The organism is Bifidobacterium adolescentis ATCC 15703 (assembly GCF_000010425.1).
GTDB lineage: Bacteria > Actinomycetota > Actinomycetes > Actinomycetales > Bifidobacteriaceae > Bifidobacterium > Bifidobacterium adolescentis.
The window spans coordinates 1498086-1512057 of sequence record NC_008618.1 but is presented as its reverse complement, the minus strand read 5'-3'; the positions used below and the strand labels follow the sequence as shown (position 1 = coordinate 1512057).

10 protein-coding genes are annotated in these 13972 nt (G+C 55.2%); 8 read left to right on the top strand and 2 right to left on the bottom strand.

The features are described from left to right. Window positions 1-15 precede the first annotated feature (15 nt). From BAD_RS06410 to BAD_RS06400, 3 genes are all read left to right on the top strand, one after another. Window positions 16-1287, top strand: a complete 1272-nt coding sequence (locus BAD_RS06410; protein ID WP_041777372.1) for a glutamate-cysteine ligase family protein — start codon at window positions 16-18, stop codon at window positions 1285-1287. Window positions 1288-1323: 36 nt separating this feature from the next. Further along, complete coding sequence (locus BAD_RS06405) at window positions 1324-1953, top strand: TetR/AcrR family transcriptional regulator (protein ID WP_011743535.1); 630 nt, start codon at window positions 1324-1326, stop codon at window positions 1951-1953. Window positions 1954-2115: 162 nt separating this feature from the next. After that, window positions 2116-4242 (top strand): beta-galactosidase, encoded by a 2127-nt coding sequence (locus BAD_RS06400; RefSeq protein WP_041777371.1) that lies wholly within the window; start codon window positions 2116-2118, stop codon window positions 4240-4242. 33 nt (window positions 4243-4275) lie between these two features. On the opposite strand, the gene BAD_RS06395 is transcribed toward BAD_RS06400, so the two are convergent. Beyond that, a complete protein-coding gene (locus BAD_RS06395; protein ID WP_011743533.1) occupies window positions 4276-4902 on the bottom strand; it encodes a TetR/AcrR family transcriptional regulator in 627 nt (208 codons plus the stop codon). 355 nt (window positions 4903-5257) lie between these two features. On the opposite strand from BAD_RS06395, the gene BAD_RS06390 reads away from it, so the two are divergent. Continuing rightward, on the top strand, window positions 5258-6583 hold the full coding sequence (locus BAD_RS06390; protein WP_011743532.1) for an MFS transporter: 1326 nt from the start codon (window positions 5258-5260) through the stop codon (window positions 6581-6583). Window positions 6584-6967: 384 nt separating this feature from the next. Further along, window positions 6968-8311, top strand: coding sequence for a glycoside hydrolase family 30 protein (locus tag BAD_RS06385; protein ID WP_011743531.1), 1344 nt, complete (start codon window positions 6968-6970; stop codon window positions 8309-8311). Window positions 8312-8527: 216 nt separating this feature from the next. Here BAD_RS06385 and BAD_RS06380 read toward each other — a convergent pair whose 3' ends face one another. Then, window positions 8528-9262, bottom strand: a complete 735-nt coding sequence (locus tag BAD_RS06380) for a TetR/AcrR family transcriptional regulator (protein WP_011743530.1) — start codon at window positions 9260-9262, stop codon at window positions 8528-8530. 232 nt (window positions 9263-9494) lie between these two features. On the opposite strand from BAD_RS06380, the gene BAD_RS06375 reads away from it, so the two are divergent. The 3 genes from BAD_RS06375 to BAD_RS06365 all read left to right on the top strand — a co-directional run bounded on the left by BAD_RS06375 (window position 9495) and on the right by BAD_RS06365 (window position 13947). Continuing rightward, on the top strand, window positions 9495-10751 hold the full coding sequence (locus tag BAD_RS06375; RefSeq protein WP_011743529.1) for an MFS transporter: 1257 nt from the start codon (window positions 9495-9497) through the stop codon (window positions 10749-10751). A 156-nt stretch (window positions 10752-10907) separates the two neighbouring features. Then, on the top strand, window positions 10908-12464 hold the full coding sequence (locus tag BAD_RS06370; protein ID WP_011743528.1) for an alpha-N-arabinofuranosidase: 1557 nt from the start codon (window positions 10908-10910) through the stop codon (window positions 12462-12464). Between the two features lie 274 nt (window positions 12465-12738). Then, the gene (locus tag BAD_RS06365) at window positions 12739-13947 is read left to right on the top strand and encodes a glycoside hydrolase family 5 protein (RefSeq protein ID WP_011743527.1); all 1209 of its coding nucleotides are present in this window, start codon (window positions 12739-12741) and stop codon (window positions 13945-13947) included. Window positions 13948-13972: the final 25 nt, after the last annotated feature.

Below are 13972 nucleotides of genomic sequence, written 5' to 3'. Positions count from 1 at the left end.
GTTAGGATGGCCACTATGACAACGCCAAAGATCACGTACGCGCACCTGCTGACCGAGCCGAATCCGAAGCATGTGGAAAGCCTTATCAAATTCTTCGAATCCGGCTGCCAACAGCGCGGCACCGGCGGTTTTGGCGTGGAAATCGAACACCTGCCGGTACATAACAGCGACGATACCGCGGTGACCTACTACGAAAGCAACGGCATTGAAGCGTTGTTCAACCGCATCCGCCCGTATTACGACGAAAACAAGGAATACTGGGAAAACGGGCGACTGGTCGGACTCGCCCGTGACGGCATCTCCGTATCTTTGGAACCGGGCGGACAGTTGGAAACGTCCATCGGCATCCTGCACAAGCCGGAGGAGCTCGCCACATTGTACGGCGCGTTCCGCCGCGAAGTCGACCCCATCCTCGAAGAACTTGGTTTCCGACTCGTCAACTATGGTTACCAACCGAAATCCAGTTACGCCGACATTCCCGTCAATCCGAAGGACCGATACAAGGCGATGACCGCCTACCTGGGACGTGTCGGACAGTTCGGTCCGTGCATGATGCGTTGCTCCGCTTCGACACAGGTCAGCATCGACTACGTTTCGGAACAGGACGCGATCGCCAAACTGCGGTTGGGCACGGTGATCGGCCCGATTCTGGCATGGTTCTTCCGTAACACTCCGTATTTCGAAGGTGGGGAGAATCCTTATCCGCCGCTACGCCAGCGCATGTGGGATTATCTCGATTTCCAGCGCACGAACGTCATTCCTGGCCTGTTCGATCCGCGTTTCGGTTGGGAGGATTACGCGGTGGACGTGCTGTCCACGCCGATGATGTTCGCCGACCTGACGCACACGCCCGAAGCGCTGGCGGTGCCCGGCACCGATCTGCACCATCCGGCGTTCTACGAGAACGCGAACGACGTGTACCCGGACCGCGAGCTCAACGCGTACGAGATCAACCATGTGATCTCCACGCACTTCAACGACGTGCGTTTGAAGAACTTCATCGAATTCCGCCACTGGGATTCGCTGCCGGTGGCCCGCGCCGAGCGGCTTACTGAAATCATCGGCTCGCTGTTCTACGATCCGACGAATCTCGACCGACTGGAAAGCTACTTCGACGGCATCCGCGAGGAGGACGTGTTCGAGGCCAAGGCGAACCTGCAGGCGCGCGGAAGCCAGGCCATCCCATACGGCAATTCGTTGGAATTCTGGCAGGAGTTTCTCGGCCTTGAGGGTGTGCTCGCCGACGAACCGGGCGACCCGAAGCATCCGGACGTCTTCCAGGCGTGACCGGCCGAGGGCCCGTCCGATGGTACGCTGTTCCATATGGTTACCGAGGGGAAAAAGCGGGTTCGTAAATCGCCCGAAGAGCGCAAACGCGAAATCATCGCGGCGGCGGGTAAGCTGATTGGCGAGAAGGGGTACTACGGCACGTCGCTCAAGGACATCGCCGACGCCATCGGCATGAGCCAGCCCGGACTGCTGCACTACATCGGCAACAAGGAGCGGTTGTTGTCGCTGCTGGTCACCGATAGCTACGACCAGCAGGGCACACCCGCCGACTTCGCCAAGTCGGGATTGCCCGGCAGCGATTCTGACGGCATGCTGTTTCCCGCATATCTGCGGTTTCTGGTCCGCTACAATGCGCAACGCCGCAGTCTGCTGCAGCTGTACATGGTTTTGGAAACCGAATCGTTCAACGCGGACCATCCACTGCACGAGTATTTCGAAAACCGACCGGATCTGACGTGGGAGCATTACTCAAAGTTCGCATGGAAACTGCCTCCGGAAGTCGGCGGATGGGATAATATGCGGCCGATCGTACGGCAATGCATCGAGGCGATGGACGGTATCCAGCTGCGGTGGATGCGCAAACCGCCGATCGACCTGTATGACGAATGGCTCGCCTTCGAACGGTTGATTTTTCCCTCTCCGGTATGGGACGGATACCGGTAAAAAGTAGCGGCTGGTCGTATATCTAATGTTTATTAGGTAAGACACGCCTTATTTCCAAGCCTCTTGACATATGTGCGGGCAGATAATATATTTCTTATATCTAATACTTGTTAGATAAAAATCTCGACCGTAGTCAGCGAAGACGTAAGGAACAAGAAAACCATGAGTCGCAACGAAGTGGACCACATCCTTTTTGGCGCAGCATACTATGACGAATACCTCATGATGAAAGGCATCGACCGCATCGATGAGGATATGAAAATGATGAAGGACGCGGGGCTGAACGTCATCCGCATCGCCGAATCCACGTGGAGCACCTGCGAACCGCAACCGGGTGTATTCGACTTCACCTATGTGGACCGTGCGCTCGACGCCGCGCAGCGTGCCGGCATCGATGTCATCGTCGGCACGCCGACCTACGCGGTGCCCAGCTGGCTCGTCAAGCTCGACCCGAGCGTGCTCGCGGTCACGCCGAACGGACAGGGCAAGTATGGCGCGCGCCAGATCATGGACATCGTCAACGCCACCTACCGCTTCTACGGCGAACGTGTGATCCGCAAGCTCATCTCCCACGTCGCCGACCATCCGGCCGTCATCGGCTACCAGGTGGACAACGAGACGAAATACTACGATTCCGTCTCCGAGGACATGCAGCGCCTGTTCGTCAAGTATCTGCGCGAGAAGTTCCACGGCGATCTGAACGAGCTCAACCACCACTTCGGCCTCGACTACTGGTCCAACCGCATCGACTCCTGGGAGGACTTCCCGGACGTGACCGCCACCATCAACGAGTCCCTGGGCGGCGAATTCGACAAGTTCCGCCGCGATCAGGTGCGCGCCTTCCTGCAGTGGCAGGCCGACATCGTGCGCGAATACGCGCATGACGACCAGTTCATCACCCACAACTTCGATTTCGAATGGCGCGGATACTCCTACGGCGTGCAGCCGGCCGTCGACCACTTCAAGGCCGCGACCGCGGTGGACATCACCGGCGTGGACATCTACCACCCGACCGAAGACGACCTGACCGGCAAGGAGATCGCCTTCGGCGGCGACATGACCCGCTCCACCAAGAACGGCCAGAACTACCTGGTGCTCGAAACCGAGGCCCAAGGCCAGCACGGCTGGGTGCCATTCCCCGGCCAGCTGCGCCTGCAGGCCTACTCCCATCTCGCCTCCGGCGCCGACATGGTGGAATACTGGCACTGGCACTCCATCCATAATTCCTTTGAAACATATTGGAAGGGCCTGCTGAGCCACGACCTCGAACCGAACCCCACGTACCGCGAAGCCGGCGTATTCGGTCGCGAGATTGCCAAACCGGAAGTGGGGGAGCGGCTCGTCCACCTGAAGAAGCACAACAAGGTAGCTATCATGGTCAGCAACGAATCGCTGACCGCGCTCGACTGGTTCCTCATCGAAGCCGGCTTCCCATTCGGCGGCACCCTCAAATACAACGACGTGGTGCGCAATGTCTACGACGCGCTGTTCGAGCTCAACGTGGAATGCGATTTCATCCCCTCCGACGCTCCCGCCGAGCGTTTGGCCTCATACGAGATGATTGTGACCCCGGCGCTGTACTGTGCTCCGCAGGAAACGACCGATCGCCTGCGTGAATTCGTCTCCAACGGCGGACACCTCGTCTCCACCATGCGCTCCTTCGTGACCGACGACGAGGTGACCGTATGGCACGACCGCGCGCCGCACAATCTCACCGACGTGTTCGGCATGACGTACAACCAGTTCACCCGCCCAAACGGCCACGTTTCCGTGGAATTCGCAGGTGCGCTCGCCGAAACCGCGTCCACCGATGCTCAGTCGCTGATCGAACTGTTGAACGCCGACGCCGATACTGAGGTGCTCGCATCTTATGGACACTACGCTTGGAAGGATTACGCCGCAGTCACCCGTCACGCATTCGGCAAGGGCGATGCCGAGTGGGTCGCCACACTGCTTGACGCCGATTCCATTCGTGCGGTTATGCGAGAGGCTGTGGAGCATGCCGGCGTCGAGGGCGCTGGAACCGCGCTCGCGGGACAGGTCGCGGTTCGCCAGGGTGTGAATGCCCTCGGCGAGAACGTGACGTATTTGCTCAACTATTCCGCCGACGAAGTTACTGTTGCAAGCCCGATTGCGGGTGAAGTAGTGGTCGCTCCGGTCGTCATCGCCACCGACGGCAGTATTGATGAGGTTGCAAATGCTGAAGTCGTGCTGAAGGAAGGTGCAGCCGTTAAGCAGGGTGATCCGTTGACGATTGGCCGCTGGAATGTTGCGGTGATCGCCGGCTGAAATCTGCGATAAGAGAACTCGAGAAGAGAACGTTTAGGGAATGAGAAGGTCGATCAGGGCCTTCCATTCTCCAACGAAATCGATATCGTGAGATCCGTTGAGCCACCGCAATTGCAAGCCTTCCATGGCGGATAGCACCTGCAGTGCGGTGCGTTCCGGATCGGCGACGCCATCTCGTTTGGCTGCGAACGTGTATTCCTTCAGCAGATTGATTTCGCGCTGTTCGAAATACTCGTGCACCGGATGGTCTTTGCTTAGGGCCTCGCTTTCGAGCAGGGTGTAGAGGCGAACCATTTCGGGTCGGCCTGCGTTGGTTTCCACGGTTCCCGTGGAGATGGCCTTGAGTCCGAGATCGCAATGGTATGCGATGCCGTCTTGCAAGACTTCGCCGGTCACGCCTTCGACGCCAAGATGCTCTGCAATGGCGATTTGGTTAGTGCGATCGGCGTATTTGAGTGTCGCTTCAAGGAGTTGTTCTTTGGATTTGAAGTAGTAAAGGAGTCCTGCTTCGGTGATGTTCTGAGCTTGTGCCACGTCGCGAATGGTAAATCCCCAGAATCCGAATTGTGAGATGAAAGAGACCGTGGTTTCGAGAATCGCTTTCTTGCGGTCTTCTGCGCTCATTCGTTTCTTGGTTTTGCTTTCGATGTGGCGACGCATGCGTTCTCCTCTCTTGTGCTTACTAAGTTACAAGAAGGGGGAGAGGAAGTGTGTTGGAAACGTTGGGACACGCCGGCAAATGACAGATACAAGAGATTGTAATATGCTTTAACTAAGCAGTTACTAAGTAATAAAAACTGAAGTTGCTGTATGGGGCGAATCGTTGTGGATTGCTATTTGAAAACGCTGCCGTCGGAAAAATTCGCGTCTGACTTGCGTTCTTTCGAAAGGGCATCTATGACGAAAACCGGCTAGTTACCAAATGGTAGTTAGCTGGCTGGGCAGAGAAGCCCTATCGGAAAACAGGAATATCACAGAAAACACTACTGAAACATGAATCGAAGGAGAGGGTTTCATGAGTGAAGCAATCGCAAACAAAGAGGAGCGTTTGGTGTGTTATAACGCCAACATCGCCGCTGCAGACAAGGATCCGCAGCTGTCTCCTGAAACCGGCAAGCCACTGAGCAAGGTCAACACCATCCGTTTCGGTGCGGGCTTCCTGCTGTTCGGCGTGTTGTGGATGTCGGGTCTCGGCATCGTCTCCGCCGTGCTGCTGCCGATGCACTACAAGACCATCGAAGGCGCTGATCCGGATGCTCTCGTTGGCATCGTCAATGCGTTCACCGCGGTGGCATCCTTGGTTGCCAACCTGATGTTCGGCAACTTCTCCGATCGTTCCCGCTCCAGGTTCGGTCGTCGTACTCCGTGGATCGTTTTCGGCGCGGTGCTCGGTGGCGTCACCCTGTTCCTGACCGGCACCACGCATAACGCCGTGCTGCTCACCATCTTCTACTGCGCCTGCATGTTCGGCCTCAACTGCATGATCGCCCCGCTGGTCGCCGTGCTGTCTGACCGCGTGCCGTCTGGCATCCGCGGCACCATGTCCGCCTTCTATGGCGCAGGCTCCACCATCGGTGCTCCGATCGGTACCATGATCGGCGCATTCTTCATCGAAAACCTGACTGCCGGCTTCGCTGTCGCGGGCGTGCTCATGTTCCTCGGCGGCATCGTCGCCGTGATCATCCTGCCGAAGGAACAGTCCGCTGACTTCCTGCCGAAGGAAGAGGGCTCCTTCAAGGACGTCCTCGTATCCTTCCGTCCGCCGAAGTTCGCTGGCGCCCACGACTTCTACAAGGCTTTCGCCGGCCGTTTCTGCATGATCATGAGCTACCAGATGATCAACGTCTACCAGCTCTACATCATCCAGAACTACATTGGTCAGTCCGTCAAGGAATCCGCTGTCACCGTGTCCGTCGTTTCCATGATCATGATGGTCATGTCTCTGGTCGGCTCCTTCATCTCCGGCCCGGTTTCCGATTTCATCGGCCGTCGTAAGGTTCCGGTTGTCGTGGCTTCCGTGCTCTTCGCTATCGGTATTGCCATGCCGTGGCTGATCCCGTCCACCCTGGGCATGTATCTGTTCGCTGGCATCGCTGGCCTCGGCTACGCTGTCTACTCCGCGGTCGATCAGGCTCTGCTCGTTGATGTGCTGCCGAACAAGGAAGAGGCTGGCAAGGATCTGGGCATTCTGAACATGGGCACCACCCTTGGTCAGATGTGCGGCCCGGTCATCATGTCCACCATCGTGGTGTCCCTCGGCTACAACTTCGCCTTCCCGACCGCCATCGCCTTGGCCATCATCGGCTGCTTCTTCATCATGGCCATCAAGAAGGTCAAGTAACCCCACCTCCTCCCCCTCCCCTCAATTTCGAGAGAGGAGAGGGAGAGAGGGAATAGGAAGTTTTTCCAAAACTGAACAACAATGCAAAACTAAATAACAGTGCAAACGTAACGTCATAGCGTTACGAGCAGGATGCCGCGATAATCTGTTTAAGACCGTAAAGACTTGGCTAGAGCGGCCTGGAGCGTGTTGTGAATAGATTATCGCGGCATCCTGCGGTTTTTGCACTTACTGAAATGAAATTGCGTTGCCGATAATTCAATCTCAATAATTCAATCTCAAAAACTAAATATCGATAACTAAATCCCAATAATCAAATAAAAACAACTCAAAAAACGAATAAATATAAATCCAAAGAATCAGCGACAATACTAAGGACTTTCCATGACTACTTGGATCGCGACAACGCAAGACAACAAGCTTGCCGACAAATCATCCGAAATTGAATCCACGCATGCCACTTCCGCTTCCGATCTGCAGCTTGATGGCAATGAATATCAGGCATTGCGTGGCTTCGGCGGCTGCTTCAACGAGCTTGGCTGGCTTCCTCTGCAGACGGTTACTGAAGAGGAACGTGATCAGATCATCAAGGAACTGTTCAGCCCGGATGAGATGAACTTCACCTTCAATCGTGCGCCGGTCGGTGCCAATGATTTCGCCGATCATTGGTATAGCTATAACGAGACCGACGGCGATTATGAGATGGAGCATTTCTCCGTCGAGCATGATGAGCGGACGCTGATTCCGTATATTCATCGCGCGCAGGAATGGCAGCCGAACATGCAACTGTTCTCCAGCCCGTGGAGCCCGCCGACATGGATGAAGCGTCCGAAGGCTTATAACTATGGTCGTTTGGTGCAGACTCCTGAGAATCTTAAGGCATATGCGAAGTATTTCGTCAAGTACATTCAAGCTTATGCCGAGCATGGCATTACCGTGAATCAGCTGCATGTGCAGAATGAGGTGTTTGCCGATCAGAAGTTCCCGAGTGCATTGTGGGATTCCGAAGCGCTCAAGGTGTTCATCCGCGATTATCTTGGACCTGCTTTTGGCGAAGCTGGTCTTGACACCGATATTTGGCTGGGTACGCTGAATGGTCCGGAAGATATGGCGTGGACCGGCGGCTACGGCATGAAGCTGAATAATTACAACCGTTTTGTCGACAATATTCTGTTCGACGATGGCGCTCGCAAGTACATCAAGGGCATCGCTTACCAGTGGGCCGGCCAGAACTGTATTGCGCGTACGCATGAATCCTGGCCTGAAATCGAGCTGATTCAGTCTGAATCCGAATGCGGTATGGGTGATAATACGTGGGAATATGCGGAGTATATTTTCCACTTGATCAACCATTATTTGCGTAATGGCGCGACTGCTTACACTTATTGGAATATGATTCTTGACGATCAGGATTCTACGTGGGGGTGGTGGCAGAATTCACTGTTCACCATTACTGCGGATACGCATGAGGTTCGCCGTAATCCGGAATATTATGTGATGCGTCATTTCTCGCATTTCGTCAAGCCGGGTGCGCATGTGCTTGGCACTACGGGTCATTTCAATTCGATGGCTATTGCGTTCCGTAATCCGGATGGCACCATTGTGGTGGTGGCCCAGAACGCTCTCGAAGAGGAGCGTCCGTTTGAATTTGCCGATCCTTGCAATGCCGATCGCGGTATCAAGGTGACGCTTGCTCCGCGTTCGTTCAACACGTTTGTGCTGGACTGACGGGAGCTGCCTGGCTGATGCGAATGTGTGCGTAACGCGTCGGCTTGGTTGTGGCAGAGGTTTGTTGAATGCCGGATGGCAAGTTTCCCTTCTCTTCCTGCCATCTTCGCAAGCCGGTGTTGTGTTGCGGGGCGTTTGCCTATGGTGATCGGTTACCGGTCGCCGCAGGCAAACGCCTTTTTGCGTTTGCGGTGTCTTTGCTTGTTTGCGCTCTGTTCAGCGGTAGCCGTCCCATGTGGGGGAGGGGAATAGGATGTGTTCTGCGCGTTCCCATAGTTGCATCATGGATTCGCTGGGATTGGTTAACGACTGGATTTGCACGCCGTCCATGGCAAAGAACGCGGTGACGATGAGGTCATGCAGGCGTTCTGGATCGCGGTATTCTTCCGGTAGTTCCCAGTCCACGCTGGTCATGTCGATCAAAATCGAACTGTGTCTGTTCTGGTAGAACTTGTGGGCTGGGTGTTCTGGATCGGACGCTTCGATGGCGAGGCGCATGAACAGTGCGACAAGTTCGGGACGTTTGGCGTTGAGGCGCACGGTTTCGTGCAATGCGCCGGGCAGATGTCGGCGTTCTTTGGTTGCTGAATCTGTTTGGTCGCAGTGGCTGATGGCTGCGCCCAATGCCGTGTGGGCATTGCCTTCTTCTTCGGAGTCGTAGAACGTTTCGATGACCAATGAGAGTAATTCTTCTCGGTTTTTGACGTAATGGTTGAGTCCGGGCAGGGTCATGCCAACTGCATCGGCTAATGCTTGCATGGGGAAGCCGTATGACCCGTATTGCGTGATTAGGGTTACCGCTTCTTGTGTGATTTGTTTGCGTCGCTGCGCTGGGGAGAGTCGTTTTCTTTGGTTGATTGGACGGCTCTTGATGCTGTTTGCTGATGTGTTTTCCTGTGATTCCATACTGATTTGAAGAATACTATTGCCGCTGTCCACATGCGTTTTCATGTGGTTTCGATATTGCGGTTATGCGGTTGATTGCTGTGCTTGAAAGTAGGTCGTTGTTCGACACGCCGATTTGTTATCTTATATCTTTAAGATATAAGATAACTGACGAAGCCGATGAGAGTTGACTTCAACACAACGCCTCTCTTGCCTGTTGTTTGCATGATCATTGAAGATTCGGCAAAAACGTAGAGGGCTGACTTTGAAAAAGAAAGATAAAGATAAGGAGACAAGCATGACTGACGCACGGCCTGCGGAACATGCCAACGAGCTTTCCAAAATCGACAAAACGCGTTTCTGCGTAGCGTTCTTCGTGTTCTCATTCGCATGGATGCTGGCGTTGCGGATCGTTGCTGCAGTGCTGCTGCCGCAGCGTTTGGCTGATATCGCGCCCGACAGCAAAGACGCCATTTTCGGCGTGCTGAATTCAGCCACGGCATTGGCCTCGCTGATTTCCAACCTCGTGGTTGGCAACATGTCTGACCGTACGCGCTCGATCTTCGGACGTCGTACGCCATGGATCGCATCGGGCGGCATTGTTGCGGGCATTTCGCTGTTCCTCATCGGCATTCTGCCGGACGGTGTGAGCATTGGCATCAGCTACTGCATTTCCATGGTCGGTCTGAACATGATGATCGCACCGGTCATCGCATCTTTGTCTGACCGTATTCCTGAAGATATGCGCGGCACCATGTCCGCATTTATCTCTGCAGGTACGTTGTTCGGTTCTGCTCTTGGTCAGATTGTTGGTGCGCAGTTCATCACCCTGCAGCTCCCGGGCTTCATCGCGTCCGGTGTGGCTATGGGTCTTTCCGGTGTGCTTGCCGTGGTCTTCTGGCCGAAGGAAAAGTCCAGCAAGGATATGCCTAAGGAAAAGGTTGATTTCAAGGGTATTATCATGAGCTTCCGTCCGCCGACCAAAGGCGCTCGCGACTTCTGGCTGGCATTTATCGGCCGTTCCCTGTTGCTGTTCAGCTACTACATGATTCTCAACTACCAGCTGTATATTCTGCAGGACTACATTGGTCAAAGTGTTGAAGATTCCGCGGCCACCATTTCCACCATGAGCTTGGTGCTGATGGTTGTCTCCCTGATTTCCGCGCTTTCCGCAGGTCCGATTTCCGACAAAATCGGTCGCCGTAAGATTCCGGTTGTGGCCGCAAGCGTGCTGCTCGCCATCGGTTATGCTCTGCCATGGCTCATGCACAACGCGTTGGGCATGATTCTCTTCTCCGCCATCGGTGGCTTCGGCTACGGCATGTACGGTTCCGTCGATCAGGCGCTCAATGTTGACGTTCTGCCGAATGAAGAAGAGGCCGGGAAGGATTTGGGCATTTTGAACATTGCCACTACTCTCGGTCAGATGGTCGGCCCGATTGTCACCTCCGCCATTGTGGTAGCTACCGGCTCGTACGGACTGGTGTTCCCGACGGCAATCGTTATGGTGGCGCTCGCCTGCATCTTCATTCTGATGATTAAAAAGGTGAAGTAGCGTCGGCGCTTTTCGAAATAACTTGGCCGGAGATTCTTTCATCATCTCTCCTGGAATCTTCGGCCATTTCGCATATATTGTGCGGCACAATAACTACAAGAACCATACGAATTACGAACGTTGCAGATGTGAGCACTACGGCAAAAGGAGCAAACCATGGTTGTCTGCATTGACCCGAACAGTACGATTGGTCGTATCGATCCGAAACTGCATGGCCAATTCATTGAATTCCTTGGCGAATGCATTGATGAAGGTCTATGGGTGGGAGAGGATTCCCCGATCGAAAACGAGCGTGGCTACCGCAAGGCCACATTGGATGCTTTGCGTGCATTGAGGCCGCCGGTTATTCGCTGGCCGGGCGGATGCTATGCGGATACCTACCATTGGCGTGACGGTGTGGGCCCGCAAAGCGAACGTAAAACCACTTTCAACGAGAATTTCGCCACCTATGAGCTGGACGATCACAGCTTCGGCACCGACGAATTCCTGCGTTTGTGTGAAATGCTCGGCGCTGAACCGTGGATCAATATCAACATGCTTTCCGGCACGGTCGCCGAAATGAAGGATTGGATGGAGTACTGCAATCGTGCGCAGCCCACTGATCTTGCCAAGGAACGTGAGGCTAACGGCCATAAGGCACCTTACGGGGTGAAATATTGGGGGATCGGCAACGAAGTGTGGGCTGGCGGCGGTACCATGACTCCGCGGACCTACCTCAATGAATACCGCAGGTTCGCATCCGCCATGCCGAGCTTCACCACCGATGTGTTCGCGCCGACCCCAATGTATGCTATTGCGAGCGGTCCCGACGGCAACAAGCCGCGCGAACGCGTGCAGTGGACCCAGGATTTCTTCCGCGGTCTTGCCGAATATCGTCAGCCGAATATCGACGGCTATGATCTGCACTTCTACAATTGGAACGTGGATAACGATGCCGACACTCCCACCCGGTTCGATGAAGACGGCTGGAATGCGGTGATTGAGGGATGCCTCGAACTTGAAGATATTCTGCGTGATCAGTGGCGTTTGATGAATGACGGCCTGGCGCTTATTCATGAGCCGGAGGTGGCTATGGATTCCAAGCTCGCGCATGTCGATCTAATCATCGGCGAATGGGGCAATTGGCACAAGACCGCATTCTTCGCACGCCCTGCGCTCAAGCAGCAGGTGACCATGCGTGACGCCATCACCACCGCGCTTACGTTGGATCTGCTGCAGCGTAATTGCGACAAGGTGACCATGGCGTGTAACGCGCAGACCATCAATGTGCTTAACTCACTGATCTTGACTGAAGGCGATCGGACCATCCTTACGCCTAACTACGATGTGTTCATGATGTATAAGGCGCATCGTGGCATGACCGCACTTGATGTGGCGCGTAACGATTCCGAGGATTCTGCCGTGTATACGTTTGCGTCACGTAATGAGGATGGCACGCAGCTGCTGATTAATCTCACCAATGCGCATATGAACGATGGTGCCGAAGTGCGGCTGCATTTGCCGTGCGGCGCTCAGGTTGATTCGATGGAAACGCTTGCTTCCGAAGATCCGCATGATTGCAACACAGTGGAGCATTCGGATCTGGTGCGCACTCATGCCGTGGACGTGGATAGTGCCGTGAGCGTGCACGAATCTGCCGGCGGTGCCGAGCTGACGGTAACGTTGCCCGCTGCCTCGGTGAGTGCCTTGCACGTAACGATTCGCCAGCGATAAGCAGTAATCGTCTCTCCGGCTGCAGGTTGCCTCTTTCTTCCCGCAAGAAAGAGGCTTTTTTCTTATGATTAATCGCATGATTCTGTGAAATTGCTGCACGATTTTGATTGTCGGTCCCACGATTTTCGCAAAGGGTGCTTTATGCGAAATAGTGCGACAGCGGTTCGGAGAGATGTCCGAGACGAGTTGCGGGGAGGAGAAAAATGTACTATCATCTAACTTAGTAATTACTAAGTAATAAAAAATATGATTGAAAGCGTACGAAGGAGTGCATATGGACCTTAATTACATCAAGGGCGTGAACCTGGGTAACTGGCTGGTTCTGGAAAAGTGGATGAACCCGGCATTATTCGATGGAACCACTGCCGATGACGAATACTATCTGCCGACGCAACTTGATCCGGCCGTCTACGAGGCCCGTATCAGGACCCACCGCGCCGAATACATCAACGAGCGCGACTTCGCCACCATCAAATCGTGGGGACTGAACTCCGTGCGCATCCCCGTGCCGTACTTCATCTTCGGCGACCGCGCGCCGTTCATCGGCTGCATCGACGAACTCGACAAGGCCTTCAACTGGGCCGAGAAATACGGCCTGACCATCCTTATCGATCTGCACACCGCACCGATGAGCCAAAACGGCTTCGACAACGGCGGCATCTCCGGCGTGTGCAAGTGGGCGCAGCTGCCCGACGAAGTCGAATTCGTGCTGTCCGTGCTCGAACGCCTCTCCAAGCGGTACGGCCATCGTCGGGCGCTGATGGGCATCGAAATCATCAACGAGCCGAACACCGCCACCTGCTGGCCGATGGCGAACGTGACCGAACGCTACAAGGCGGTCGATCCGGAACTCGCCGAAGGCACCGGCCCGATCGCATTCGACTGGCTCAAGAACTTCTACATCACCGCCTACCACCGTCTGCGCGACGCTGACAAGGGCGCGTTGCCGACCGACAAAGTCGTGGTGTTCCACGACGGTTTCGACATCGAACAGTGGAAGGACTTCATGCGCGGCCCCGACGGCAAGCTCGCGCCCGAGTTTAAGAACGTGGTCCTCGATACCCACCAATACCTCATGACCGCCGAAACGATGGGTTGCCCGCAGACAGCGGAGGGCTACGACGACTTCGTGAGGAATACCTATGCGCCGATGATCGCCGAGATGAGCGAATACTTCCCGGTGATTGTGGGGGAGTGGTGCCTGTTCAACTCCGTCGGCTGCGGTGTGGACACCCACGGCGGCCAAAGCGTGCTCAACGGCGAGGAAGGGGCTCAGGTCGAAACCCTGACCGCCGAACAGAAGCGCTCGCTGTACCGGGGCCTAGCCGAATCCCAGCTCGCCGCATGGAGCAAGGGCAGCGGCTTCTACTACTGGAACTACAAGCTGCTCACTGACACTGTCAACACTCCCGGCTGGATCGGCTGGGACGCATGGGACCTTGGACGCTGCATCGCCCAAAACTGGTTCCCCGTCCAAAAGTGATTCCGTCGGACGCAAGAATCGTACA